This window comes from Pseudomonas sp. v388, from assembly GCF_003935425.1.
Lineage (GTDB): Bacteria > Pseudomonadota > Gammaproteobacteria > Pseudomonadales > Pseudomonadaceae > Aquipseudomonas.
The window spans coordinates 204,429-230,207 of sequence record NZ_RHQN01000002.1 but is presented as its reverse complement, the minus strand read 5'-3'; the positions used below and the strand labels follow the sequence as shown (position 1 = coordinate 230,207).

Below are 25,779 nucleotides of genomic sequence, written 5' to 3'. Positions count from 1 at the left end.
TCCTGCCTAGCTCGCTTCTGCTTTCGGACGTGCCACTGAACACAGGCGCACAGAGTCAGCGAGGATCTCGATTGCCTTGGGCCTTGGGAAACTGGCGCGCCATGCGATGGCGACGGTGCGGAACGGCACCGGCGCGGTCAGCGGGCGAACTTCGATCACGCCAGGAGCGTAGTGGTGGCTGTCCACTGCGGACAACGGCAGGATCGAAACCCCCAGTCCGGACGCAACCATGTGCCGAATGGTTTCCAGCGAGCTGGATTCCACCGTGGTGTGCTTGGAGCCTTCGCTACCCTTGGTCAGGGTCGGGCAGGCTTCCAGAACCTGGTCACGGAAACAGTGACCTTCACCGAGCAACAGCAGGCTCTTGTCGTTCAGCGCCGAGGCGTCGATGGTCTTTTTCTGGGTCCAGGGATGGCCAGCCGGCATCAGCACCGAGAACGGTTCATCGTACAGCGGCAGCGTCAGCACATCGGCTTCGTTGAACGGCAGGGCGATGATCACCGCATCCAGCTCACCGTTGCGCAGCTTGTCGCGCAATACATGAGTGAAGTTTTCCTCGATGTACAACGGCATCTGCGGGGCAACCCGGTGCAGTTGCGGGATCAGGTGAGGAAACAGATACGGGCCGACGGTGTAGATGGCGCCGACCTTGAGCGGTGCGGTGAGCTGGTTCTTGCCCGCCTGGGCGAGTTCGCGAATGCCTTGCGCCTGCTCCAGTACTTTCTGCGCCTGAGCCACGATGCCTTCGCCGACCGGCGTCAGACGTACCGCGCTCTTGCTGCGCTCGAAAATCAGAACCCCGAGTTCATCCTCGAGTTTCTTCACACCCACGGACAAAGTGGGCTGGCTGACATGACAGCGCTCGGCGGCGTGGCCGAAGTGCTGTTCCTGAGCGAGCGTAACGATGTAGCGCAATTCTGTAAGAGTCATAACGTGCGTCCATGAAGTTGCGAACCCAGCATAGCGGGTGCAATCGATAGACGCACGTTATCAGAAGCACTCTTGAGTAACAAAAGTGTGATTCAGCGTTTATCCAGCGAATAAACGAACGGTGCGAGGATTTCGATGGTGCCGTTGTTCAGTGTTTCCGCAGGCGGCTTGGGCAAAGGCTGAGCACGACGGATCATTTCCGTGGTGGCTCGGTCCAGCGCTGGACTGCCTGAACTGCTGGCAATCGAATAGGACAAGACATTGCCTTGCGCATCGACCACGAAGCGCAGGCGAGCGACGCCCTGCATGCCGCGACGACGAGCGTCTTCCGGATACTTCTTGTACTTGCTCAGGTGCCGCAACAGATCACTCTGCCAGTTCGGCAGCGCGTTGCTCGGCGGCGAAGGCGGAGCAGGCGGTGTCGGCGCTGCGGACTTCTCCGGCTTGGCAGTCGTGGGCGGCGTATCCACCGGTTTCTCGGCGGCGGGCTCTTCCTTGGGCGGCTCAGGCTTTTTCACAGGCTTGGGCGGCTGTGGCTTCGGCTTGGGCTTTTCGACCTTCTTGGGCACCACGATTTCCGGCTTGGGCGCTTGCGCGACTTCCGGGATCGGCTCGACTTCTTCCGGTGCAGGTGGCTGTGGCGGCTGAACAACCTGCGGCGGTGGTGGCGGTGCGGGCTCGGGCAAAGGCGCAAGCTCGACCATCATCGCCGCCGGCGGCAGCTCGATAGCCTGTGAGGCCGGCCAGCGAAGCGCGACGATGAACGCAATGGCGTGCACGGCCAGCACCAACAACAGACTACCGCTATAGCGCGTCAGTTTTTGGCGCGTAGTGATCATTTTTTACCAACCGTCTCAAGACCTACGAGACCCACCTTCAGGTAGCCGGCGCTGCGAAGCGTGTTCATGACGTCCATCAGGTCGCCGTAATCCACACCCTTGTCGGCCTGGAAGAAGATCGTGGTGTCCTTCTTGCCCTTGGTCTTGCCGTCCAGTACCTGACCGATCTGCTCGCGGGAGACTTGCTCTTCGCCCAGGTACAGGTTTTTGTCGGCCTTGACGCTGAGGAAGATCGGTTTCTCGGGCCTTGGCTGCGGCGTCGCGGTGGACGCCGGCAGGTCGACCTTGATATCTACCGTCGCCAGTGGCGCGGCCACCATGAAAATGATCAGCAGCACCAACATGACGTCGATGAACGGCGTGACGTTGATTTCGTGGTTCTCGGCGAGATCGTCGCCACCTTCGTTAAGATGCAGGCCCACGTCTTAGCCCACCTTGACCATGTGCGGTTGCTGTTGATTGCGCTCGGTCGGTTCAGGCAGGTGGTCCAGATCGCGGCTGACCAGCAGCAGAACCTGAGCCGAGGCATCGGAAACCTGAGCCTTGTAGCCGGCGATGGAGCGGGCGAAGACGTTGTAGATCACTACCGCGGGAATCGCGGCCACCAGGCCAAGTGCGGTTGCCAGCAGAGCCTCGGCGATGCCGGGAGCCACGACCGCCAGGTTGGTGGTCTGGGTTTTGGCGATGCCGATGAAGCTGTTCATGATGCCCCAGACGGTACCGAACAGACCCACGAACGGGGCAGTGGAACCGATGGTGGCGAGAACACCGGTGCCGGAACTCATGTTGCGACCGCATGCCGCGACCAGACGCTCCAGGCGGAAGCTGACGCGCTCCTTGATACCTTCGCGCTCGCGGCTGTTGGCCGACAGGCGCATTTCTTCCAGTGCGTCGTGAACCAGCAAGTGGGCGAGGGTGCCTTCCTTGTTGGCGCTCTGGCTGGCATCGGACAGCGAACGGGCCTTTTTCAGGTCGGCGATTTCGCTGCGCAGCCGGCGCTTGGCGCCCAGCAGTTCGAAGCCCTTGGCGATCCAGATCGTCCAGGTGATGATCGACGCGATGGCCAGGCCGATCATGACCGCTTTGACCACGACGTCGGCGTTCTGATACATGCCCCATGGCGACAGGTCGTGGGCCATGCCCAGGCTGCCTTCTTCCGCGACCGGCTCGACGGCTGCGCCGGGCGCGACAGCCTGAGGCTGCGCAGGTGCCGTCGGATCAGCCGCAACCGGAGTGGCCGGCGTGCTGACCGCAGGCTGGGTGGCCGGCGCGGCATTGGGTGCGGCCTGGTCGGCGAACGCCAGAGGCGCGAGCATCAGGCTCAGTACGAAGGCAGCGACACCACGCCATGCGCGTGGCAGGCTGGAGAGCTTGGTTGGCGAAGCGATTGATTCATTACGTGTCATGCTGGCCGGACCTGGAAGAGAATAAATGAGCATTGCGTCGTACTGCGCGATGCGCTCGACGCGGTTGAAAAAGCAGATAGGCCGGCATTATTGCAAATCGTTCTTGTTAACAAAAGTAATAATGTATCTTTTTTTAAAGAAATTCTCGGCTTGCGAGGGTTTCTGATCATTTTTACGGCGGCCCGACCGCCTGATGGAGAGACAAATGGCTGCCCCCTCCGTACTGATCGCCGGTTGTGGCGACATCGGTTCTCGAACGGCTCAACGGTTGCTGGCTGACGGCTGGACTGTGCACGGATTGCGTCGAGACACTTCGCAATTGCCTGCGGGCATTGCCGCAGTGGCGGGTGATCTGTTTGATTCACGCCTGCCGGCCCATTGGCCACAGACCCCGATCGATTATCTGGTGTACTGCGCGACCCCTTCGCAACGGGATGAAGCGGGCTACCGCCAGGCTTATGTCGAGGGTTTGCAGAACGTGCTGGGTTGGCTGGCCCGTTGCGGCCAACAGCCCAAACGGGTTCTATTCGTCTCCAGCAGCGGCGTCTACGGACAGGCTGACGGCGAATGGGTCGATGAACAGTCGCCTACCGAACCTCGCAGCTTCACCGGCCGGATCATGCTCGAAGCGGAACAGGTCGCGCTCAACAGCGGGCTTGCGGCGACGGTCGTGCGGCTGACAGGCATCTACGGACCTGGCCGCAGTGATCTGTCCAACCGCGTGCGCCAGGGGCAAAGTGTCCGCATCGATCCACCTGTCTACGCCAATCGCATCCACGCCGATGACGCAGCGGGATTGCTGGCGCACTTACTTAAGGCAGATGCTCAAGGCGTAATGCTGGAGGAGTGCTATCTGGGCGTCGACGACGAACCGGCCGCGCTGGCCGACGTAGTCGCGTGGATTCGCGAGTATCTGGGCGTCACCGAATGGGCAGCCGATGCCAGCGTGCAGCGCGTCGGCAGCAAGCGCTGCAGCAACGCCCGGGCGAGGGCGCTGGGCTGGGAGCCGGCGTACCCGGATTACCGAGCTGGGTATGCGGCGTTATTGAGTAAACCCGCTTCCGTGTAGGAGCGCCGCCCGCTCGCTCCTGCACAAAATCCGCTTTACGAACTACTGCTGTTCCAACAACCAGCGACGCGTACCCGGACGCAGCTCCGGCATCTGGTCGGGGCCGGCATTGTTCAGCGCCTGGAAGATTTCCAGCTGCTTGCCCTTGCGCACGAAGATCCACGGTGCGCCTTGCTCGGCTTTCTCCAGCCACATGCTGTCGTACTCACCGCTCATGGCCGCGCAGTCGCCCGCCAGGCAGAGTGCATAACGATCGTTCTCCGGCAGGCCCTGAACACTGCCATCAGCCATGAACTGCACGGTGCTGCCCTGACCGTCGCCGTTGACGATGGTCCATTTGCCGCCCATGTATGCCTGGTACAGCGCTTGTTCGAAGCTGCTGCCGGCCGGCGCGCCTTCCGCAGCCGGCGCTTCGGGCTTCTCGAAATGCTGTTCCGGCCCGGATTCACTGGCAGCCTGCACCAGCTCATCGCCATCGAAACTCAGGTCTTCGAAAAAGTTGCCGTAGAAATCGACATGCAACTTGCCGTTGGCAGCGCTGGCGATCTTGCCTTCGCCCACTTCGAAACCATTGGAATACACGGCCTGGTTGGCCTTGGTGTTGATCTGCCATTCGAGATTGGGGCCGCTGGCCAACAGCGCCTGGCGCAGGTTGCCGCCTTTGACCGCAGCGTCGATGGCGTTCTGGTTGATCCATGTCCCATCAGGGTTGCGGTCGGCGTGGCTGGCGCAACCGCCGAGCATGAGGGCCAACAACGAAATGGCGAGGGCGGAACGCATAGCAGAGTCCTTCCTTTTGCAAGGTGGCGGAGCATGAGGCGCTCCGCCGAGGGGGATTTATTCGATGACCAGGATGGCGTCCATCTCGACCTGCGCGCCACGCGGCAGGGCAGCAACGCCAATGGCGGCACGGGCCGGATAAGGCTGCTCGAAGTACTTGCCCATGATCTCGTTGACCTTGGCGAAGTGACCCAGATCGGTCAGGAAGATGTTCAGCTTGACGATGTCCTTGAACGAACCGCCCGCCGCTTCGGCCACCGACTTCAGGTTCTCGAACACCTGAACGATCTGGGCTTCGATGCCCTCGACCAGTTCCATGGTTTTCGGGTCCAGCGGGATCTGCCCGGACATGTAGACGGTATTGCCAGCCTTGATCGCCTGGGAATACGGGCCGATGGCCGCAGGTGCCTGTTCGCTGGTGATGACGGTCTTGGTCATGAAGAACTCCTGGTAGTGGGTTTACTAGGCGCGCATGCGAGTGATGCGAGTCACTCCGGTCAGCGCGCGCAGCTTCTTGATCACACGGGCCAGATGCACGCGGTCGTGCACGCTGACAACCAGCTGGACCACGCTGATGCGACCATCGCGCTCGTCCATGCCGATCTTCTCGATATTGCCGTCGGCCGCATTGACGCTGCTGGCCAGCAGGGCAATCAGCCCGCGCTGGTGTTCCAGCTCGACGCGCAGCTCGACATTGAATTCGCCGGTGACATCCTTGGCCCAGGACAGCTGGATGCATTTTTCCGGGTTGTGGCGGATTTCGCTGATATTGCGGCAGTTATCCAGGTGCACGACCATGCCCTTGCCGGCGGACAGGTGGCCGACGATCGGGTCACCCGGAATCGGCGTGCAGCACTTGGCATAACTGAGCACCAGACCTTCGGTCCCGCGAATCGCCAGCGGACCTTCGGGGCTCGGCAACTGATCGCCTTCACCCAGCAGGCGGCGGGCAACAACGTAAGCCATCCGGTTACCCAGGCCGATGTCTTCGAGCAGGTCTTCCAGCACTTCCACCCGGTATTCGGCCAGCGCCTGCTGAACGCGCTCGTGGGCGATTTTCTCCAGGCTGGATTCGAAGCCGTTCAGCACCTTGTTGAGCAGGCGCTCGCCCAGGCTGATGGACTCGGAACGGCGCTGCAGCTTGAGCGCGTGGCGAATATGGGTGCGCGCCTTGCCGGTGACGACGAAGTTCAGCCAGGCCGGATTCGGACGGGCACCGGGCGCGCTGACGATCTCCACGGTCGAACCGCTCTGCAACGGCTCGGACAACGGCGCCAGACGGCGGTTGATACGGCAGGCGATGCAGCTGTTGCCGACATCGGTGTGAACCGCATAGGCAAAGTCCACCGCCGTGGAGCCTTTGGGCAGCTCCATGATCCGGCCTTTGGGCGTGAACACGTAGACCTCGTCCGGAAACAGGTCGATCTTGACGCTTTCGATGAATTCCAGGGAGTTGCCGGCACGTTGCTGCATTTCCAGCACACCCTTGACCCACTGGCGGGCGCGGGCATGCGTGCCCTTGGGTTGTTCATCGTCACTGGACTTGTATAGCCAGTGCGCCGCGATCCCGTTGTTGGCCATTTCTTCCATTTCGCGGGTACGAATCTGGATTTCGATAGGCACGCCATGCATACCGAACAGCGTGGTATGCAGCGACTGGTAGCCGTTGGCCTTGGGAATCGCGATGTAATCCTTGAAGCGGCCCGGTAGCGGCTTGTACAAATTATGAACAGCGCCCAGCACGCGATAACAGGTATCAACCTTGTCGACGATGATGCGGAACGCGTAGACGTCCATGATCTCGTTGAAGGCCCGACGCTTGCCGCGCATCTTCTTGTAGATGCCGTAGAGATGTTTCTGCCGTCCGCTGACGTCGCCTTCGATCTCGTCCACTGCCAGGCAATGGCTCAGCGACTCTTCGATCTTGTTGACCAGCTCCTTGCGATTGCCCCGGGCGCGCTTGACCGCTTGATTGATGCGCGCCGAACGCATCGGGTACATCGCCTTGAAGCCTAGATCCTCGAACTCGATACGCACGCTGTGCATGCCCAGCCGGTTGGCGATGGGCGCGTAGATTTCGAGGGTTTCCTTGGCAATGCGGCGGCGCTTCTCACCGGAGAGAACCTCCAGGGTGCGCATGTTGTGCAGGCGATCGGCGAGCTTGACCAGGATCACGCGAATATCGCGCGCCATGGCCATGGCCATCTTCTGGAAGTTTTCGGCTTGCGCCTCGGCCTTGGTCTCGAAGTTCATCTGGGTCAGTTTGCTGACCCCGTCGACCAGTTCGGCCACGGTTTCGCCAAATTGCGCACAGAGCGCTTCCTTGGCAATGCCGGTGTCCTCGATGACGTCATGCAGCATCGCGGCCATCAGGCTCTGATGGTCCATGTGCATGTCAGCGAGGATGTTCGCTACCGCCAGCGGGTGCGTGACGTAGGCTTCGCCGCTACGGCGGCGCTGGCCGTCGTGGGCTTGTTCGGCGTAGAAATACGCTCGGCGGACCAGGTTGACCTGTTCCTTGCCGAGGTAGGCCGACAGGCGATCGGCGAGGGCGTCTATGCTCGGCAAGGCGCTACCCCCTGCCGATGGCTTGTACCCTGCGCCGTACTACGTCGACCCGGCATAGGCTTAGACGGCCTCGTTGGACTCGTCCTCAAACGCTGCGAACAGTGGTTCATCTTCAACGATTTCAGCTTCTGCGATTACCGCGTAATCCATCACGCCTGCTGCGATTTCACGCAGGGCCATAACGGTAGGCTTGTCATTTTCCCACGCCAGCTTCGGTTCTTTGCCGCCGGTTGCCAGTTGACGGGCACGCTTGGTGGAGAGCATGACCAGCTCAAAGCGGTTATCCACGTGTTCTAGGCAGTCTTCAACGGTTACGCGGGCCATGGGTATTCCTCGTAGCAAATGCGGATGCGCGATGCCCGGATGGGCGAGCGGACTCGGTAGTTTACAAGCGGACAGCTGCAAGCATCAAGCGCCATGCCGTCGCATGGCTGCTTTTGACCTCAGCCGGCCGCCCAAAAACCCGGCGATCAAGCCAGCAATTGCTGGAAAAGCTCGCTGTACTGTTCCTGCTGATGCGTCTGGGACAGGCGATTGGCGCGGAAGATGGCTTTGAGATCCTCAAGTGCGCTGCCGAAATCGTCATTGACCACGATGTACTCGTATTCGACGTAATGGCTCATCTCGCTGACCGCTTCACGCATGCGCGCGTCGATGATCTCGTCACTGTCCTGGCCGCGATTGGTCAGGCGCTGACGCAGTGCCTGCTGGGTCGGCGGCAGAATGAAAATGGACCGGGCATGGGGCATCTGCCTGCGAACCTGCTGCGCGCCCTGCCAGTCGATCTCAAGGATCAGGTCATGACCTTCGTCCAGGGTCTGCTGCAGGCGGCTCTGGGACGTCCCGTAGAGATTGCCGAAGACTTCGGCCTGCTCCAGGAAATCGCCATGCTCGATCATGCGCACGAATTCGGCGCGTTCCACGAAGTGATAGTTCACGCCATCGGCTTCGCCGGGACGCATGGCCCGCGTGGTGTGCGACACCGAAACGCGAATCTGCGGCTGGGCGTCGATCAGGGCCTTGACCAGGCTGGTCTTGCCCGCGCCCGAAGGGGCGGAAATGATGTACAGGGTACCGGTGCTGTGGGTCATGTCAGGTTCAGCCTTACTCAATATTCTGCACTTGTTCACGCATCTGCTCGATCAACACCTTGAGGTTGACGGCCGCTTGCGTGCTGCGCGGGTCGAAGGCCTTGGAGCCCAGTGTATTCGCTTCGCGGTTGAGTTCCTGCATGAGGAAATCCAGCCGTCGTCCTGCCTGGCCGCCGGCCTTGAGCACACGGCGCACCTCGGTGACATGAGTGCTCAGGCGATCGAGTTCTTCAGCGACGTCGCTCTTCTGCGCGAGCAGGACCATTTCCTGCTCAAGCCGCTGCGGATCGAGCTCGGCCTTCATGTCGGCGAAACGATCCAGGACTTTCTGCCGCTGGGTGGCGAGCATCTGCGGCACCAGCGTGCGCAGAGTGACGACTTCCTGCGTGATGGAAACCAACCGTTCGTCGAGAAGTGCCGCCAGATCCGCGCCTTCGCGGCCGCGACCTTTCTTCAGTTCCGCCAACGCCTCGTTGAACAGGCTCAACGCTTCGCTGTTCAATGCCTGGGGATCGCTGGCATCGGCGACCAGAACCCCCGGCCAGGCCAGCACTTCAAGCGGGTTGAGCGCCGCCGGCTGTTTGATCAGGCCAGCCACGATTTCCGCTGCGGCGACCAACTGGCTGGCGCGCTCGCGGTCCACCTGCAACGGCTTGCCGGCGGTTTCCTCGACGAAGCGCAGCGTGCATTCGACCTTGCCGCGGGACAAACCCTGGCGCAGGGCTTCGCGGACCGAGCCTTCCAGATCGCGAAAAGATTCCGGCAGGCGCAGGTGCGGCTCCAGATAGCGATGGTTGACCGAGCGCAATTCCCAGCTCAGCGTGCCCTGGGCGCCGGCCCGTTCGACGCGAGCGAAGGCAGTCATGCTATGCACCATGGGATGTACCTCTTGGGTCGGTCCAGGAGCGCGAATGAAGAGGGCGGTCGTGGAGTCGTGAAAGCCGACAGGCTGCAAAGGCGCAGGATTGTAGCGCAGAGCGGCGTCGGCTCCCAATCGGCGATTCGAGTCGTTCCGCCCGTCACTCGCTGAAGGCTCGCGGAGCCCGGCCGGCGGGCCTTGGCGGGATGCAATCGGGCACGAGTGACTTTAAGAGATGCCCTGTCAGGGTTGTGACCTCTATAATGCTCGGCAGTTTTCCGTCCCAGTACAGGTATCCAGATGAAACGTCCAAGTGGTCGCGCCGCCGATCAGCTCCGCTCGATCCGCATCACCCGCAACTACACCAAACACGCCGAGGGTTCTGTGCTGGTCGAGTTTGGTGATACCAAGGTGATTTGCACCGTCAGCGTCGAGAACGGCGTACCCCGCTTCCTCAAGGGTCAGGGCCAGGGCTGGCTGACTGCCGAATACGGCATGCTGCCGCGCGCCACCGGCGAGCGTAACCAGCGCGAAGCCAGCCGTGGCAAGCAAGGCGGCCGCACCCTGGAAATCCAGCGCCTGATCGGTCGCTCACTGCGCGCTGCGCTGGACATGTCCAAGCTGGGCGATGTCACCCTGTATGTGGATTGCGATGTCATCCAGGCCGATGGCGGCACCCGCACGGCGTCCATCACCGGCGCCATGGTTGCCCTGGCCGACGCCTTGAAAGTGATCAAGAAACGTGGCGGCCTCAAAGGCGGCGATCCGCTCAAGCAGATGATTGCAGCCGTTTCGGTCGGCATGTACCAAGGCGAGCCGGTGCTTGACCTGGATTACCTGGAAGACTCCGCAGCCGAGACTGACCTGAATGTGGTGATGACCAGCGAAGGCGGCTTCATCGAAGTACAGGGCACCGCCGAAGGCGCGCCATTCCAGCCGCAAGAGCTGAACGCCATGCTGGCCCTGGCACAGCAAGGCATGACCGAGCTGTTCGCACTGCAAAAGGCCGCACTGGCCGATTGATAAAAACCAGAGGGAAGGATCATGAGCGACAGCCAGCAACCGTTGAACACACCGGCTCAAAGCGCTCGTCAATGGGCGATGTTCTGTCACTTGTCCGCATTTGCCGGGCTGATCTTTCCACTCGGCAACCTGTTGGCTCCCTTGATTCTCTGGCAGTTGAAGCGCGAGAACGACCCATTCATCGACGCGCAGGGCAAGGAGGCGATGAATTTCCAGATCACCGCAACCCTTGCCGCCATGGTCAGCATTCTGCTGATGGTGGTCGTTATCGGCTTTCCACTCTTGCTGTTGGTCATCGTGGGCGCAATGGCGCTGATCATCATTGCCGGTATCAAGGCGAACGAAGGGCGGGATTATCGTTATCCGTTTACCTGGCGACTGCTGAAGTAGGCGGCCCGAACCAGATTCAGCGCGAATCCTGCAGGAACGGACTTGTCCGTGAAGGCGTATTTCCGGCCAATACAGCTGCTACGGCTATACCGGCCTCTTCGCGAGCAAGCTCGCTCCTACAGGTTCGGTGTAGATCTGGTAGGAGCGAGCCTGCTCGCGAAGACTAATTTCAGGCCAACACATCTGCTGCGGATGTACCGGCCTCTTCGCGGACGAGTCCGCTCCTGCGGGTTCGGCGTAGATCTGGTGGGAGCGAGCTTGCTCGCGAAGACTAATTTCAGGCCAACACATCTGCTGCGGATGTACCGGCCTCTTCGCGAGCAAGCTCGCTCCTTCAGATCAGATAGTCAGCGTCCAGTCATAGTCCACGATCAACGGCGCGTGTTGCGAGAAGCGCGGCTGGCGGGGCAGACGTGCGGTGCGCACGAAACGGCGCAGACCCGGTGTCAGGATCTGGTAATCGAAGCGCCAGCCCAGGTTCAGCATCTCGGCCTGTTCGCTGTCGGGCCACCAGCTGTACTGGTCACCTTCACGGCTGACTTCACGCAGGGCATCCACATAGCCCATAGTGCCTACCAGTTCGTCCATCCAGGCACGCTCGGGCGCCAGGAAGCCGGGCGACTGTTGGCTGTCGCGCCAGTTCTTGATGTCGAGCTTCTGCTGTGCCACATAGAGCGATCCGCAGTAGATGTATTCGCGGCGCTTGCGGCGCTGCTTGTCCATGTACTTGCCAAAATCGTCCATGAGCTTGAATTTCTGATTCAAGTCCTCGTCCCCGTTCATTCCCGACGGGAACAACAGGGTCGCAATACTGACTTTGTCGAAATCTGCTTGCAGGTAACGCCCGTAGCGGTCGGCTGTCTCGAAGCCGAGGCCGCTGATTACCGCCTTCGGTTGCAACCGCGAATAAAGCGCCACGCCACCCTGGGCGGGGACTTCAGCTTCGCAGGCATAGAGGAAGTAGCCATCCAGTTGGAAGGCTGGATCATCCAGTTCAAAGGTGGAGGCGCGGGTGTCCTGTAGGCAGATGACGTCGGCATTCTGAGCTTGCAGCCAGCTGAGCAAACCACGCTCGACCGCAGCCTGAATGCCATTTACGTTCACACTGATGATCCGCATAAATGGCCCCAAAAATCACGTGCGTGTATGATACCCGAGCTCTACCTAATTAGCTAAATCCGTGGTATTCGGGGCTTTTTTCATGCAAGCGTATCAACGCGATTTCATTCGTTTTGCCATCGATCGCGGTGTACTGCGCTTCGGTGAGTTCACCCTGAAGTCCGGGCGCACCAGTCCGTACTTCTTCAATGCCGGCCTGTTCAACAGCGGTTCGGCCCTGGCGCAACTGGGTCGTTTCTACGCGGCGGCCGTGGTTGAAAGCGGTATTTCCTTCGACGTTCTGTTCGGCCCGGCCTACAAAGGCATCCCGCTGGCGGCCTCTACTGCGGTGGCGTTGGCCGAACATCACGATCTGGATCTGCCGTGGTGCTTCAACCGCAAGGAAGCCAAGGCCCACGGCGAAGGCGGCAGCCTGGTCGGCGCGCCGTTGACCGGCAATGTGCTGATCATCGACGACGTGATCACCGCCGGCACCGCGATCCGCGAGGTGATGCAGATCATCCAGGCCCAGGGCGCAACCGCGGCTGGCGTGCTGATCGCCCTCAATCGCCAGGAGCGCGGCAACGGCGAGTTGTCCGCCATTCAGGAAGTGGAGCGCGACTTCGGTATTCCGGTGGTCAGTATCGTTTCCTTGAATCAAGTCCTGGAATTTCTGGCCGACGACCCGCAACTCAAGCAGCATCTGCCGGCAGTCGAGGCTTATCGCACGCAATACGGAATCTGAGGGGCGTATGGTCCAAGGCGGCAACCATCGGGCGTTGAGAGTGAACCTGCTGGGTTTATGCCTGGCGGCGAACCTGTTCGCTTTGCCTGCCGCTCAGGCCGCCGAGGCGCCGGGGATGCAGTTGTACCGTTACGTCGACAGTCGTGGCGTAACGGTACTGGATCGCCAGGGCGTACCGCCTGAGTACGTTGCCAAGGGCTATGAAGTGCTCAACGCTCACGGGCGGGTGGTGCAGGTCGTACCGCCTGCGCCCACCGCCGAGCAGATCCGTCAGGCCCAGGTCGATAAGGTCCAGGCCAGCGCCGACGCCCAGTTGCTGAGTCTTTACGGCAGCGTCGACGACGTCGACCGGGTCAAGGCGCGCAAGCTGGCCGAGCTGGACGCGCTGGTGAGCGTTGCCCAGGGCAACATTCAGGGGCTGGCCGTACAGCAGCGCAACCTGCAAAGCCAGGCCGCCGATCAGGAACGTGCCGGAAGGCCGGTCCCGCAGTCACTGGTGGATCAACTGCAGGACTTGCGCGATCAGCAGCAAAAACTCAAGGCCGATATCGCCCGTTACCAGGCAACACGGGCACAGGCCGAAGCAGGCTTTGCCGTCGACCGCGCCCGGGTACAACAGCTGACTCAGTAACTGGTTGCGGGCGAATCCGCAGATTGCGGCAGGATCACCGCCGGAACGTTCTCCAGTTCCAGTTCAACGGCGGCCTGCAAACGGTGATTGCCGTTGACGACCTCGAACCCTTCTCCCATTCGCCTGACATCCAGCGGCGGCAGGTAATTTCCGTTCTCGATGGCATCCTTGACGCTCCTTAGCCGTTGCGGATCGAGCACGCGCCTGCTGGGCACCACTCGATTGACCGCCAGTCGCTTGACCTCTGCCTGCCCGCTTTCATTCCCCGTTGCCCAGCTTTTGAGCACCCGGTAGTCGTAGTGGGACGTGAGGTGCACGGTCGAGTTGTCCGCCAGATCGACGAAGACTTGATCGGCCTGGTCTTTTTTGACCAACGTCCTGCTGCCATCGCGCCGCACGTGCACCCGAATGTCGGCACCCGCTTCGACTTCGGCGAGCATGTCGGCCCTGAGCCGGGCGTTGCCTTTGAATATGTCGTCGGTGTCGAGAAACGCATCGTAGTCCCTGACATTACGGATCCGGCGGCCCGAATCATCAGCACCCAGCGCTACCGCTGCCGCAGCCGCGCCGCGCCCGCTCAGGGGATAGCCGATGCGGCCATTGACCCGCTGAGGCATTCTGAAAACCACGGCGCGGCTGCTCAGCCTGGCCCAGGTATTCATGCGGGCAGTCATTCGCTTCAATACGACCCGACTGAACTGACCCGCCTCCTGCAGTGCCGAGCCCAGCGCAATGCCCAGCCCTATCGGGTTCAATGCCTGTCGATACGCCACGCCGCTGGCCTTGACGAACTGGCGGGCGGCGCCCCCGAACGCCGGAAGCGCCTTGAGCAACCCGATTCGCCCCGAACGCACGGAAACCTGCAACACGCCTTTGCCGAGCGTGAATAACGGAAGCGCCATGATCGCGCCCACATCCAGCACACAGCTGAGTGCCGCAGACTCCCCGGTTCGCACAGCGTTGTAGCAACCCAGGCCGGGGATCAGCACTTCAGCGAGGCGCAGCACTGGCGGGTAATTACCGCTGACCAATTCCACGCCTGTGACACCACGCTGCACCTGATAGGTGCGCTGCCGGTCGCAGAACATGTTGCGTTGCACGACCACTTCAGCAATCGCCTTCAGGCGCTGCGATGGCGCCGCCGGCGGACTATCGTCGCAAGACGCGGGAAAATATCCGATCTGCACCGGGATAACCGCGCAACGGGCGTCCGCTTCAGGCTCGCGATTTTCGCGATAGGTCGCCCAGTCGGTCTGGATAAGTGCTGGAGCCCAGTCAACGTATTGCACCTCGGCGCGAGAACGAGGGATCACGCCCAGGTCGGCACGGCGTTTCAGCTGGCTCCGGAACGGAAACAGCTCGTAGAAGAAAACCTTGCCGTCGTGCTCGCAGCGAATCATGAAGCCGAAACGCCCTTGATGATCCGCACGGTCCTGAGCGGTTTCACTCTGCAAGGCCTTGCCGGTCTCGCGCCGCAGCACGATGACAGTGACTTCGCCGGTGTTGAGACGCTCTTGATCATCAGGCGGGATCTGCTCAAGAAGGTGCTCGACCAGCGCCTTGTAGCCGGCCTGAGCCTGCTCGAACCAGGCATCGAACGCAGTGTCATACAGCGCTGGAATGTCGACCCCCTTGAGTTTTTCGATGGCAGGCACGATCGCATCCCGCAGCGCCGTCTGATTGTGCTGCAAATGAGGTTCGAACTGGTCCAGGCCGTTCTTCAGATAGCCCGCGGCGAACACATCCAGAAGATAGAACTCGCCGGCGCGCACGCTGGGTGCCGGGTTTTTCAACGAGAATTCGATTCGCCCCCAGACCGTGCTCGGTCGCATGACCGTCTGATGCAGGTAACTCTTGTCGCCCATCAGCTCATTGAATAGTTGCTCGGCCATCCTGATGCGGTGCGGCGGATCGCGCAGCACCGCCAGCGTCGAACGGGCCAGGCGAGCAGAGTAGTCGTCCAGCGCGCCGATCGCTCGTTGCACGTCCTCCTCGGAGTAAGCCGCGTCAGGACGATGGTCGACCCGCTCGTGGGCAATCGCCCATTGCAGCGCAGGCAGCAGACGTGTTGCGGCGATGACCTGCAAGACGTCAGGCCCGGCCTGGTCACTCTGCTCCAGCGGCAGCTCCAGCAATTGCTCGAAGCCCAGCAGCTGCGATGCTCCCGGCTGCAACGCCTCGGCAAGCGCGACGCCGTGGGCGAAATTGGCCCAGCGCAGGGAACCGTATGGCAGACCGGCCGGAATGTCGTTTCGGGCGAACTCCGGTATCAACGGCTCCAGTGCGCACAGCGCGAGGCTGGCCATTTCATAGGAGCGCAACCCGTCAACGCCTCGGGTCTTCCATTCGAGAAAGCTGATCAGGTCAGCCCGAATCCACCGCAAGGGCCGACCCCAAGTGCGTTTGGCCGTGAGGTCATAGCCCGCTACATGGGCGATTTTGTGCCGGGCCGGTGGGTCGATTTCCAGAATCAGAGCGCTCCACACCAGTTGCTTGAGCAATTGCGGATCGGCGTCCTGGGCATCGATTTCGTTATCCCAGCCGAGCGCTTCATGCAACTCCCGGCCCAGCGCCCGCGCCGCAGGCGAATCGAGCAGCTGTTCCAGTAACGCCCGGAACTGATCGGCTGTGAAATCTCGGGTGTCGAGGCGATCCAGCGACTCCCAGGCCAACGCCTGAAGCAGCGTACTGACGTCGAACGACGGACTGTCCTTGGGCTTCAAGCCGGCGGACAGGTACCAGTCCCGGCGCTGCGCGACGAAACGCGCAACGGCGAACTTGATGATGTCGAGTTCCGGCTGGTGAGAGAGTGCGCCCACCAGGACGGGCAGTGCGGTCCCCGGCTGATGTTCAGACGAGGAAAAGGAAGTGGTCATGTTGTGCGTTCCTTGATGAACAAAGGAACCACGTTGCATACCGATAGAAAATGTTCAGCCGGACATTTGCGCCGGACTGCGCCAGACAATTCGTCTGGGCGAGTAGGGTAAACGCGGGCTTGGTACGGGCCATAAAAAAGCCCCGTCAGCATTCGCCGACGAGGCTCTGGTATTACCGGGTCGCTCAGTGACGCTTGCGATTGGTGATCTGCGTACCGACACCGCTGTCGGTGAAGATTTCCAGCAGCACGGCATTGGGCACCCGACCATCGATGATGTGCGAGCTGTGAACGCCGCCCTGGACCGCTTCCAGCGCGCAGCGAATCTTCGGCAGCATGCCACCGTAGATCGTGCCGTCGGCGATCAGGCCGTCGACCTGCTCGGTGGTCAGCCCGGTGAGGACTTCGCCCTGTTTGTTCATCAGACCAGCGATATTGGTCAGCAGGATCAGTTTCTCGGCCTTGAGCGCCTCGGCAACCTTGCCTGCCACCAGATCGGCGTTGATATTGTAGGACTCGCCCTCCGGACCCACGCCAATCGGCGCGATGACTGGAATGAAATCACCCTTGACCAGCATGTTCAGCAGATCGGTGTTGACCCCGACCACTTCGCCGACCTGACCGATGTCGATGATTTCAGGCTTGGTCATCTCCGGCGTCTGGCGGGTCGCGATGAGCTTTTTCGCACGAATCAGCTCGGCGTCCTTGCCAGTCAGGCCGATGGCGCTGCCGCCATGCCGGTTGATCAGGTTCACGATGGACTTGTTGACCTGGCCGCCGAGCACCATTTCCACCACATCCATGGTTTGCGCATCAGTGACGCGCATGCCGTCGATGAAGTTGCTTTCGATGTTCAGGCGAGCGAGCAAATCACCGATCTGCGGCCCTCCGCCATGGACCACCACCGGGTTGATGCCGACTGCCTTCATCAACACGATGTCGCGAGCGAAGCCGGTTTTCAACTCTTCGCTCTCCATGGCGTTACCGCCGTACTTGATTACCAGCGTCTTGCCGACGAATCGGCGAATGTAAGGCAGCGCTTCGGAAAGGACCTTGGCTACATTAGAGGCGGCATCACGTTCGAGGGTCATTCAGGGCTCCAGTCAAAAGGAAAAATCAAAACGGCAGGTCGAGGTCCGGCGCAACTTTCTTGAGCTCGGCGTGGAACACGTCCTTGATGCGCTGCAATTCGGCTTCGGTTTCAGCCTCGAAGCGTAATACCAGTACCGGCGTGGTATTGGAAGCGCGAACCAGGCCCCAGCCCTTCGGATAGTCCACACGGACGCCGTCGATGGTGGTCAGTTTGGCGTCGCCCCACTGCGCGTCTTTCTCAAGGGCCTCGATGATGCTGAACTTGGTGACATCCGTCACCTTGATGTTGATCTCGGGCGTGGAAATATCGTTCGGGAAGGTCTCGAACAGGTCTTCGGCAGTCGCCGACTCCTGGCTGAGAATTTCCAGCAGGCGTGCCGCGCTGTAGATGCCGTCGTCGAAACCGAACCAGCGCTCCTTGAAGAAGATATGGCCGCTCATTTCGCCGGCCAGCAGCGCACCGCTTTTCTTCATTTCTTTCTTGATCAGCGAGTGACCGGTCTTGGACATTACCGGGCGACCGCCATGCTCGCTGATCAGCGGGGTCAGGCGACGGGTGCATTTGACGTCGAACAGGATGTCGGCACCCGGGTTGCGCTTGAGCACGTCCAGCGCGAACAGCATCAGCAGGCGGTCGGGATACACCACGTTGCCCTTGTTGGTCACCACGCCGACACGGTCGCCGTCGCCGTCGAAGGCCAGGCCAAGGTCGGCACCGGTTTCGTTGACCTTGGCGATCAGGTCCTGGAGGTTTTCCAGCTTGCCCGGATCCGGGTGGTGGTTCGGGAAGTTGCCATCCACCTCGGCGAACAGGGAAATGACTTCGCAACCCAGCGCTTCGATCAGCTGCGGAGCGATCACACCGGCCGCGCCGTTGCCGCAGTCGACCACGACCTTGAGCTTGCGGGCCAGGACCACGTCGTCCTTGATCTGCTTGAAGTAGCGATCGAGGATGTCGACCTGGGTGATGCTGCCTTTCTGCCAGGTCAGGTTGTGGGTCTTGATGCGCTCGTGCAGCGCCTGGATCTGTTCGTTGGCGAGGGTGTCGCCAGCGATCACGATCTTGAAGCCGTTGTAGTCCTTGGGGTTGTGGCTACCGGTCAGCATCACGCCGGTCTTGCCGGCCAGCACGTTGGCGGCGTAGTAGAGCGCAGGAGTTGGCACCAGGCCCACGTCGCTGACGTGGCAGCCGCTGTCGTGCAGGCCTTGAATCAGTTGTTGCACCAGCTCGGGGCCGGAAAGACGGCCGTCGCGGCCAACGCTGACGTTGGGTTCGTTCTGGGCCAGGCTTTCGGCGCCGATGGCACGACCGATCCAGTAAGCGGTTTCAGCGCTGAGGGTGTCCCCGACCACGCCACGAATGTCGTAGGCACGGAAAATAGTGTCGGGAAGTTGGGGTGCCACTGATGCTTGGCTGTTCATAAAGATGGGGTGCTCCGATCTCAGGAAGTCCGGGTTTTCGTCGAGAATGTCGACATCGAGGATATCGGTATTTTGAAACAGCGGATCTGTCCAATCGGCGCCCGATACGGCGGGTGAGGGCCGAGCGCCGGTTTTCGTGATGCCGGGTAACGCACCGGGTTCTTCAATCGCTGTCGGCACAGGTGCTGCCTGACTGCGAAGTGATACGCGGGCAAGTGCCTGAGCCAGGCCATGAAGGGGCGCGAGGCTCAAACCGAAGGGTTTGACGGCTTTTCCGCCCGAGAGTTCTTGAAGCAACTGATCCAATTGCCGGGCATCGTCGCGAATGCGTCGCTGCAGTGTGCGCTCGTTGATGTAAAGCCCCATGACAATCCCGGCCAGGGCAATCAATCCAGCAAGTAGAAGAAACGCCCATGACGGGGATGCAGCCAGTGCATCGCCCGGCGTGAACTCCAGTTTCCAGCCTGCGTAGCCGGTATCCAGAGTCACGGCTTCGCCGTCTGCCTGACCACGCTCCAGAAAGACCTGTTCAGGTCCGGCGCCGAACTGCTGGCTCAGAATGATCTTGCCGGCATGCTCGGGCATGGGCGGCAAGGCATTGAGCAGGCGTTGCGGATCGAAGGCCAGCAACAGCGTGCCGCTGGCCGCTTGTGCGATGTCGGCGCGCACCGGTGCCGCGACATAGATGACCCAGCGTTCACCGATCTTGCGGGCTTCGGGGGCGACGTCCTGTCCCTGGCCGGCCTTGTTCAGCATATCGAGGGTGGCATAGCTGACTGGCAGCGCACCTTGCGGATCGACATCCGCCAGCGCATTGGGGTCGAGACGAGCGCCCAGAACGCCATCCCAATGCCGGAGCGAATCCTGTGCGGCACGAATCGCCACCGGATCATTGCTTTGCAACGCCTTGACCAGCACGTCACTGGCCGCTGCGGCGCGGGTATCGGCATTCAACTGCCTGAGCGCCAGATTGACCGCAGACGCCTGGCTGCCGCCCCACGCCTGCACGAGCAAGGCCCGTTGCGCGGGGTTGCTGACCAGGGCGAGCCAGATCAGCACTGCGGCGGCCACCAGGCCAAGCAGCGCAGGAATCAAGCCGGGAGACAAAGCCTGCACATTCGCTTTCAATGGGCCGGGCTGGTTTGACGCGGACTGCTGACTGCCTTTCACCCGTCCTCTCCCTGAGCTGGTCCTGAGACCGGATTGACTTCCCAATGGCAGATCAGTGACTGCCGGAATGACCGAAGCCGCCTGTGCCGCGCTGGCTTTCATCGAATGCTTCGACCACCTCGAAGCGGGCTTGAACCACCGGCACCAGCACCAACTGCGCGATACGCTCGCCGATGGCGATGGTGAACGGCGTCTGGCCACGGTTCCAGCAGGACACCATCAGCTCGCCCTGGTAATCCGAGTCGATCAGGCCGACCAGGTTGCCCAGCACGATGCCGTGTTTATGGCCCAGCCCCGAACGCGGCAGGATCATCGCGGCCAGGCCCGGGTCGCCGATGTAGATCGACAGGCCGGTGGGGATCAGCAGCGTCTGGCCCGGTTCAAGGACGGTGTCTTCCTTGAGCATGGCGCGCAGGTCCAGGCCGGCCGAACCGGTGGTGGCGTAAGCCGGCAGCGGGAATTGGTCGCCAATGCGAGGGTCGAGGATCTTGGCTTGTAGAGCGTGCATTCGTAGTTAAACCTGATTCATGCGGTCGGCGATAAAAGTGATCAGCTGGCGAGCAATCTTGGCCTTGCTGGTCTGGGCGAAAAGCGTTGCATGCAACGCTCGGTCGATCACGCTGCAGGCGTTTTCCTCACTGTTGAAGCCGATGCTGGGGTTGGCCACATCGTTGGCGACGATCAGGTCGAGATTCTTGTCCTTGAGCTTGCGCGCAGCGTAGTCGAGCAGGTGTTCGGTCTCGGCAGCGAAGCCGACACTGAACGGGCGATCCGGGCGTGTGGCGATGGTTGCCAGAATGTCCGGATTACGGACCATCTGTAACAGAAGACCATCACCGTTCGTAGGATCTTTCTTAAGTTTGTGAGGTGCAACGACCTCCGGCCGGTAATCCGCAACCGCCGCAGAGGCGATGAACAGGTCACACGGGATCGCGGCCTCACACGCGGCAAGCATGTCTCGAGCGCTGACCACGTCGATGCGCGTTACCCGATCCGGGGTCGGCAGATTTACCGGGCCTGTGATCAGCGTGACGCGGGCGCCTGCTTCCACCGCAGCTTCGGCGAGGGCAAAGCCCATCTTGCCGGAGCTGTGATTGGTGATGTAACGCACCGGGTCGATGTTTTCCTGGGTCGGCCCGGCGGTGATCAGCACGTGCTTGCCGGTCAGGGTCAGGCGCTTGAAGCATTCGGCGGCGCACTGCGCCAGATCGTTGGGTTCGAGCATCCGCCCGAAGCCCACATCGCCGCAGGCCTGGCTGCCGGATGCCGGGCCGAATACGCGAAAGCCGCGGTCCTCCAGCGCACGGGTATTGGCCTGCACCGAGGCGTCGCGCCACATCGCCTGATTCATCGCAGGCGCGATGGCGACGGTCGCATCGGTAGCGAGCACCACGGTGGTCAGCAGATCGTTGGCGATACCTTGGGTCAGGCGCGCGATCAGGTCGGCGGTGGCCGGGGCAATGAGGATCAGGTCGGCCCATTTGGCCAGCTCGATATGGCCCATCGCGGCTTCGGCCGCAGGGTCGAGCAGGTCCAGATGCACAGGATGGCCGGAAAGGGCCTGCATGGTCAGTGGCGTGATGAATTCGGCGCCACCGCGGGTCATGACAACACGCACCTCTGCACCGTGGTCGCGCAAGCGGCGGACCAACTCGGCGCTCTTGTAGGCCGCGATGCCGCCGCCGACGCCCAGAACGATGCGTTTTCGATACAGCCGCTGCATAGGCCTGCCTTTTTGTCGAGTGGATGCGCGACGGCGATGACGCCTCCCCAGGCCAGATCGCCGCGCAAAAAAGATGGGCTAAGATAGCACAGCGACCGCACTGGAACAGCGGCGCACATGCACATGGAGGTGGTATGAGTATTCGCAATTGGCCGGCGTCCGAACGCCCGCGTGAACGCCTGCTGGAACTGGGTGCCCAGAGTCTGTCTGACGCCGAGTTGCTGGCGATCTTCCTGCGCACCGGAGTGGCCGGCAAAAGTGCGGTCGACCTGGCGCGTCATCTGTTGAATCAGTTCGGCGGCCTGCGACCGTTACTGGACGCGAACCTGACCGAGTTCCGCTCGCAACTGGGCCTGGGACCGGCGAAATTCGCCCAGCTTCAGGCGGTGATGGAGATGGCCCGCCGGCACATGGCCGAATCCCTGCAACGCAGTTCTGCACTGGAAAGTCCGCTTCAGGTCCGCCACTACCTCAAGGCGCTGTTGCGGCATGAGCAACATGAAGTGTTCGGCTGCCTGTTTCTCGATAACAAGCACCGGGTCATGACTTTCGAAATACTGTTCCACGGCACCATCAACTCGGCCTATGTCCACCCACGCCAGGTGGTCAAGCGCGCCATGGCGCATAACGCCGCCAGCCTCATTCTCTGCCACAACCACCCCTCGGGCATCACCGACCCCAGCCATGCCGACATCGAACTGACCGAGCGCCTGAAACAGGCGCTGGCGTTGATCGATGTGCAGGTGCTGGACCACGTGATCGTCGGCGACGGCGAGCCGCTGTCGATGGTGGAGCGCGGGTTGATGTAGGCGCCATACTTTGTAGCAATTGCCTTGCCTTTACTTGTGGGAGGGAGCGGCGCGCCACACAAGTCCGCACAGCCCCCCACAGAAAGGTATTCCTACTTCCCGGTCACCTGGAAGAAATCCTGCCGTCCGAACGGGCTGACCTGATAACCGCTCACATCCTTGCGCACCAGCGCGGCGGCGGTCGGGTGGGCGAGGGGAATCCACAAAGCCTGTTGCTGAATTTGCGCCTGGGCCTGGTGATACAGCTTGCTGCGGTCGGCCTGGGCGCTGGTGGATTTGCCGTCGGTGATCAGCTTGTCCAGCTTCTGGTCGCAGTAGCGGGCGAAGTTGGTGCCCGACTGCACCGCCGCGCAGGAAAACTGCGGGGTCAGGAAGTTATCCGGGTCGCCGTTGTCGCCCGCCCAGCCCATGAACAGCAGATCATGCTCGCCGGCCTTGGCGCGCCGGATCAGCTCGCCCCACTCGATGACCTTGATCTCGGCATCGATACCCACCTGCTTGAGGTCCGCTTGCAACAACTGCGCACTCAGACTGGGGTTAGGGTTGAGCAGACTGCCGGACGGCCGGGTCCAGATCGTGGTCTTGAAACCGTCCTTCAAACCGGCCTTGTTCAGCAGGTCACGAGCTTTGGCCGGATCATGGGCATAGCCAGGCAGATCCTTGGCATAACTCCAGGTGTTGGGTGGATAAGGACCGTTCGCGGTTTCCGCCGTACCCTCGAAAACCGCCTTGAGGTAATTGGCCTTGTCGAAGGCCAGATTCACCGCCTGACGCACCTGCGGCTTGTCGAACGGCGGATGCTGGCTGTTGATCGCCACGAACGCTGTCATGAACGCTTCGGTCTTCTCCACCTTGAGCGCCGAATCCTTGCTGGCCGCCTCGATATCCAGAGGCTTGGGCGACAGGGCAATCTGGCATTCATTCTGACGAATCTTCTGCAGGCGCACGTTGGCGTCCGGGGTAATGGCGTAGATCAGCGTCTCGACCTTGGGCTTGCCGGCGAAGTAGCTGTCAAAGGCCTGATAACGCACCACGGCGTCCTTCTGGAAACGCCTGAACACGAACGGCCCGGTGCCGATGGGCTGGCTGTTGAGTTTCTCAGGCGTACCGGCTTTCATCAGCTGTGCGGTGTATTCGGCCGAGTAGATCGAGGCAAATCCCATGCTCAGCGTGGCAAGAAAGGTCGAGTCGGCACGGTTGAGGGTGAAGCGCACGGTTTGCGGATCAGGCGCTTCAATGTTCTTGATCAACGCAGGCAACTGCATCGACTGCGCATGGGGGAAGCCGCTTTGCGCAATCTTGTGCCACGGGTTCTGCGGATCGAGCATGCGCTTGAAGCTGAACAGCACGTCGTCGGCGTTCAGCTCGCGGCTGGGGGTGAAATAGTCGGTGGTGTGGAATTTCACACCCGTGCGCAGTTTGAAGTCGTAGGTCAGGCCATCGGGCGAAACGGTCCAGCTCTGCGCCAGGCTCGGCACCAGCTTGCCACTTGCCGTGTCGAAGTCCACCAGACGGTTCATCAGCACATCGGCCGATGCATTGGTGGTGGTCAGCGAATTGTATTGCACCACGTCGAAGCCTTCAGGGCTGGCTTCGGTACATACTGCCAGGGAAGCCGCCTGGGCCAGGCCCGGCAGCAGCAGTGGCGCGAGCAGAAAGGGAATTGCAGCAAGACGCATGGCGTGATTCCTGTTCAGAAAGGGCTCCATCTGCCGGTGCAGTCTGGTGAGGGACTTACCCTAGACCATGTATCGGGGCAGAACAATCTCTGTCACACGACGAGCGGTCGATTTGCCCACATGCCCGCAGCGCCTGATCAATGTGCGGCACAGCGCCGATTCATGGCGGGCAAAACGCTTTGCCTGTTGTTGCTTCGAAGGCTTTCTGGTATAAAGCAGCGCTCTTTTCTAGGGGCCCGGTTCCTTCACTGTAGGTGTAGCCGGTAAGACCCTTAAAGAAACGCGGCGCCTGGCGCCAAATGACTGAGAGATTAAGCGGCCAACCCATGCCGGGTTGGGCATGTGGTTTTAGAGGGCTGAGGCATGTCGAGAGTCTGTCAAGTTACCGGTAAGGGTCCGGTAACTGGGAATAACATTTCCCACGCAAACAACAAAACCCGTCGTCGTTTCCTGCCAAACCTGCAGCATCACCGCTTCTGGGTTGAAGGCGAGAAGCGTTTTGTTCGTCTGCGCGTATCTGCTAAAGGCATGCGTATCATCGACAAGCGTGGCATTGAAGTTGTGCTCGCTGAACTGCGTCGCGACGGCAAAATTTAAGGGAGAGAATCATGCGTGAATTGATCCGTTTGGTGTCGAGCGCCGGTACTGGCCACTTCTACACCACCGACAAGAACAAACGTACTACTCCGGATAAAATCGAAATCAAAAAATTCGATCCGGTTGTACGCAAGCACGTGATCTACAAAGAAGGCAAAATCAAGTAATTGATTCTGTCGGCTACGGAAAAGCCCGCATCGCTGCGGGCTTTTTTGTGCCTGTCGGAAACGTAAAACGCCCGATGCGTGGCACCGGGCGTTTGTGATTCTCGGGCCAGACCCGGCGGGCGCCGCCCGATCGTCGGATCAGCCGAAGGTGAAGCCCGAAATCAGACCCGCGTCATCGGTATGTACGTGAATGCGGTTCAGGTCGAATTCGCGGGTGCTGACATCATTGGCACCCAATACACGGGCGCGGCCGGTCAGTTCGGAGATGTAGGTCTTGATGCTCGGCACGTAACGGCTGCCGATCAGGAATTGCAGGGCCTGGGTGATCTGTTCATTGGTCATGCTCATAGTCCTTTATGAATGATGTCCGGTCTGGACGCCCCTAGAATCTCGCCGCCAGGGTCCGTTGATGCGTTACTTATTTATATCTTTCGCCTCAAAGACCACATAAATCTTGCGGCATGTTTCCAGCACCTCCCAGGTGCCCTTGAACCCGGCCGGGATCACGAATCGGTCACCCGCCCGCAAGGTCTTGGCCTGGTTCTGCTCGTCGCGCAGCACGGAAACCCCCTGGACGATCTCGCAGTATTCATGCTCGGTGTAGTTGACGCGCCATTGGCCCGGATCGCCTTCCCACACCCCGGCATTCATTTGCCCGCATGGACTGTTGTAATGGTTGTAGACCTTCTGGAGCGGGTCGCCCTTGAAGATCTTTTCCTGCGCGGGGCGGTACTCTTCGACTGCCGTCGCAGCTTCGCTGAAGTCGACGATGCTCTTGATATTCATGCTTTCCCTCTGCAGTGAACTGATGGATGT

Annotated in this window: 27 protein-coding genes; 8 read left to right on the top strand and 19 right to left on the bottom strand. The window is 61.0% G+C overall.

Annotation, left to right across the window (positions count from 1 at the left end; genetic code table 11):
- Positions 1-6: 6 nt before the first annotated feature.
- From EGJ27_RS05215 to exbB, 4 genes are all read right to left on the bottom strand, one after another.
- On the bottom strand, positions 7-930 hold the full coding sequence (locus EGJ27_RS05215; RefSeq protein ID WP_125829665.1) for a hydrogen peroxide-inducible genes activator: 924 nt from the start codon (positions 928-930) through the stop codon (positions 7-9).
- Between the two features lie 92 nt (positions 931-1,022).
- On the bottom strand, positions 1,023-1,769 hold the full coding sequence (locus EGJ27_RS05210) for an energy transducer TonB (protein ID WP_125829664.1): 747 nt from the start codon (positions 1,767-1,769) through the stop codon (positions 1,023-1,025).
- The gene (gene exbD / locus EGJ27_RS05205) at positions 1,766-2,191 is read right to left on the bottom strand and encodes a TonB system transport protein ExbD (protein ID WP_125829663.1); all 426 of its coding nucleotides are present in this window, start codon (positions 2,189-2,191) and stop codon (positions 1,766-1,768) included. The genes EGJ27_RS05210 and exbD overlap by 4 nt, the downstream gene beginning before the upstream one ends.
- A 3-nt stretch (positions 2,192-2,194) precedes the next feature.
- Complete coding sequence (gene exbB, locus EGJ27_RS05200) at positions 2,195-3,175, bottom strand: tonB-system energizer ExbB (protein WP_125829662.1); 981 nt, start codon at positions 3,173-3,175, stop codon at positions 2,195-2,197.
- Between the two features lie 205 nt (positions 3,176-3,380).
- Between exbB and EGJ27_RS05195 the strand changes: the two genes are divergently transcribed.
- On the top strand, positions 3,381-4,244 hold the full coding sequence (locus EGJ27_RS05195) for an SDR family oxidoreductase (protein WP_125829661.1): 864 nt from the start codon (positions 3,381-3,383) through the stop codon (positions 4,242-4,244).
- 42 nt (positions 4,245-4,286) lie between these two features.
- Here EGJ27_RS05195 and EGJ27_RS05190 read toward each other — a convergent pair whose 3' ends face one another.
- The 6 genes from EGJ27_RS05190 to EGJ27_RS05165 form a co-directional block, all read right to left on the bottom strand.
- Positions 4,287-5,024, bottom strand: a complete 738-nt coding sequence (locus EGJ27_RS05190) for a hypothetical protein (protein ID WP_125829660.1) — start codon at positions 5,022-5,024, stop codon at positions 4,287-4,289.
- A gap of 57 nt (positions 5,025-5,081) precedes the next feature.
- Positions 5,082-5,462 (bottom strand): RidA family protein, encoded by a 381-nt coding sequence (locus EGJ27_RS05185; RefSeq protein ID WP_125829659.1) that lies wholly within the window; start codon positions 5,460-5,462, stop codon positions 5,082-5,084.
- A 24-nt stretch (positions 5,463-5,486) separates the two neighbouring features.
- Positions 5,487-7,592: a bifunctional GTP diphosphokinase/guanosine-3',5'-bis pyrophosphate 3'-pyrophosphohydrolase gene (spoT, locus tag EGJ27_RS05180; protein WP_125829658.1), complete on the bottom strand. Its 2,106-nt coding sequence runs from the start codon at positions 7,590-7,592 to the stop codon at positions 5,487-5,489.
- Positions 7,593-7,652: 60 nt separating this feature from the next.
- Positions 7,653-7,916, bottom strand: coding sequence for a DNA-directed RNA polymerase subunit omega (rpoZ, locus tag EGJ27_RS05175; protein ID WP_122849478.1), 264 nt, complete (start codon positions 7,914-7,916; stop codon positions 7,653-7,655).
- A 146-nt stretch (positions 7,917-8,062) separates the two neighbouring features.
- Positions 8,063-8,683, bottom strand: coding sequence for a guanylate kinase (gene gmk, locus EGJ27_RS05170; RefSeq protein ID WP_125829657.1), 621 nt, complete (start codon positions 8,681-8,683; stop codon positions 8,063-8,065).
- A 13-nt stretch (positions 8,684-8,696) separates the two neighbouring features.
- A complete protein-coding gene (locus tag EGJ27_RS05165; RefSeq protein WP_125829656.1) occupies positions 8,697-9,560 on the bottom strand; it encodes a YicC/YloC family endoribonuclease in 864 nt (287 codons plus the stop codon).
- Between the two features lie 282 nt (positions 9,561-9,842).
- Here EGJ27_RS05165 and rph point away from each other — a divergent pair, with 282 nt between their 5' ends.
- Positions 9,843-10,565, top strand: coding sequence for a ribonuclease PH (gene rph / locus EGJ27_RS05160; RefSeq protein ID WP_125829655.1), 723 nt, complete (start codon positions 9,843-9,845; stop codon positions 10,563-10,565).
- Positions 10,566-10,586: 21 nt separating this feature from the next.
- Positions 10,587-10,955, top strand: coding sequence for a DUF4870 domain-containing protein (locus tag EGJ27_RS05155; protein WP_125829654.1), 369 nt, complete (start codon positions 10,587-10,589; stop codon positions 10,953-10,955).
- Positions 10,956-11,294: 339 nt separating this feature from the next.
- Here EGJ27_RS05155 and EGJ27_RS05150 read toward each other — a convergent pair whose 3' ends face one another.
- Complete coding sequence (locus tag EGJ27_RS05150) at positions 11,295-12,074, bottom strand: exodeoxyribonuclease III (protein WP_125829653.1); 780 nt, start codon at positions 12,072-12,074, stop codon at positions 11,295-11,297.
- A gap of 82 nt (positions 12,075-12,156) precedes the next feature.
- On the opposite strand from EGJ27_RS05150, the gene pyrE reads away from it, so the two are divergent.
- Together pyrE and EGJ27_RS05140 are read left to right on the top strand one after the other, a co-directional pair.
- Positions 12,157-12,798 carry an orotate phosphoribosyltransferase gene (pyrE, locus tag EGJ27_RS05145; protein WP_125829652.1) on the top strand — a complete coding sequence of 214 codons (642 nt, stop codon included), beginning with the start codon at positions 12,157-12,159 and terminating at the stop codon, positions 12,796-12,798.
- A gap of 7 nt (positions 12,799-12,805) precedes the next feature.
- Positions 12,806-13,429, top strand: a complete 624-nt coding sequence (locus EGJ27_RS05140; RefSeq protein WP_125829651.1) for a DUF4124 domain-containing protein — start codon at positions 12,806-12,808, stop codon at positions 13,427-13,429.
- Here EGJ27_RS05140 and EGJ27_RS05135 read toward each other — a convergent pair.
- The 5 genes from EGJ27_RS05135 to coaBC form a co-directional block, all read right to left on the bottom strand.
- Entirely contained in the window at positions 13,423-16,305 is a 2,883-nt protein-coding gene (locus tag EGJ27_RS05135) for a ParB N-terminal domain-containing protein (protein WP_158619334.1), read from the bottom strand. The two genes, EGJ27_RS05140 and EGJ27_RS05135, sit on opposite strands and share 7 nt — an antisense overlap.
- Positions 16,306-16,489: 184 nt before the next feature.
- Positions 16,490-17,395, bottom strand: a complete 906-nt coding sequence (gene argB, locus EGJ27_RS05130) for an acetylglutamate kinase (protein ID WP_125829649.1) — start codon at positions 17,393-17,395, stop codon at positions 16,490-16,492.
- 25 nt (positions 17,396-17,420) lie between these two features.
- On the bottom strand, positions 17,421-19,988 hold the full coding sequence (locus EGJ27_RS25170) for a phosphomannomutase/phosphoglucomutase (protein WP_306085274.1): 2,568 nt from the start codon (positions 19,986-19,988) through the stop codon (positions 17,421-17,423).
- A gap of 52 nt (positions 19,989-20,040) precedes the next feature.
- Positions 20,041-20,496, bottom strand: a complete 456-nt coding sequence (gene dut / locus EGJ27_RS05120) for a dUTP diphosphatase (protein ID WP_125829648.1) — start codon at positions 20,494-20,496, stop codon at positions 20,041-20,043.
- Positions 20,497-20,502: 6 nt separating this feature from the next.
- Positions 20,503-21,711: a bifunctional phosphopantothenoylcysteine decarboxylase/phosphopantothenate--cysteine ligase CoaBC gene (gene coaBC, locus EGJ27_RS05115; RefSeq protein ID WP_125829647.1), complete on the bottom strand. Its 1,209-nt coding sequence runs from the start codon at positions 21,709-21,711 to the stop codon at positions 20,503-20,505.
- Positions 21,712-21,845: 134 nt separating this feature from the next.
- Here coaBC and radC point away from each other — a divergent pair, with 134 nt between their 5' ends.
- Positions 21,846-22,520: a DNA repair protein RadC gene (radC, locus tag EGJ27_RS05110; RefSeq protein WP_125829646.1), complete on the top strand. Its 675-nt coding sequence runs from the start codon at positions 21,846-21,848 to the stop codon at positions 22,518-22,520.
- A gap of 92 nt (positions 22,521-22,612) precedes the next feature.
- Here the strand turns inward: radC and EGJ27_RS05105 are convergent, their stop codons facing one another.
- Positions 22,613-24,199 carry an ABC transporter substrate-binding protein gene (locus tag EGJ27_RS05105; protein ID WP_125829645.1) on the bottom strand — a complete coding sequence of 529 codons (1,587 nt, stop codon included), beginning with the start codon at positions 24,197-24,199 and terminating at the stop codon, positions 22,613-22,615.
- A 363-nt stretch (positions 24,200-24,562) separates the two neighbouring features.
- On the opposite strand from EGJ27_RS05105, the gene rpmB reads away from it, so the two are divergent.
- Together rpmB and rpmG are read left to right on the top strand one after the other, a co-directional pair.
- Entirely contained in the window at positions 24,563-24,796 is a 234-nt protein-coding gene (gene rpmB / locus EGJ27_RS05100; RefSeq protein ID WP_002551514.1) for a 50S ribosomal protein L28, read from the top strand.
- An 11-nt stretch (positions 24,797-24,807) separates the two neighbouring features.
- Entirely contained in the window at positions 24,808-24,963 is a 156-nt protein-coding gene (gene rpmG / locus EGJ27_RS05095; protein ID WP_002551515.1) for a 50S ribosomal protein L33, read from the top strand.
- A 138-nt stretch (positions 24,964-25,101) separates the two neighbouring features.
- Here rpmG and EGJ27_RS05090 read toward each other — a convergent pair whose 3' ends face one another.
- Positions 25,102-25,305 carry a hypothetical protein gene (locus EGJ27_RS05090; protein ID WP_125829644.1) on the bottom strand — a complete coding sequence of 68 codons (204 nt, stop codon included), beginning with the start codon at positions 25,303-25,305 and terminating at the stop codon, positions 25,102-25,104.
- Positions 25,306-25,377: 72 nt separating this feature from the next.
- On the bottom strand, positions 25,378-25,749 hold the full coding sequence (locus EGJ27_RS05085; protein ID WP_125829643.1) for a cupin domain-containing protein: 372 nt from the start codon (positions 25,747-25,749) through the stop codon (positions 25,378-25,380).
- Between the last annotated feature and the right edge of the window lie 30 nt (positions 25,750-25,779).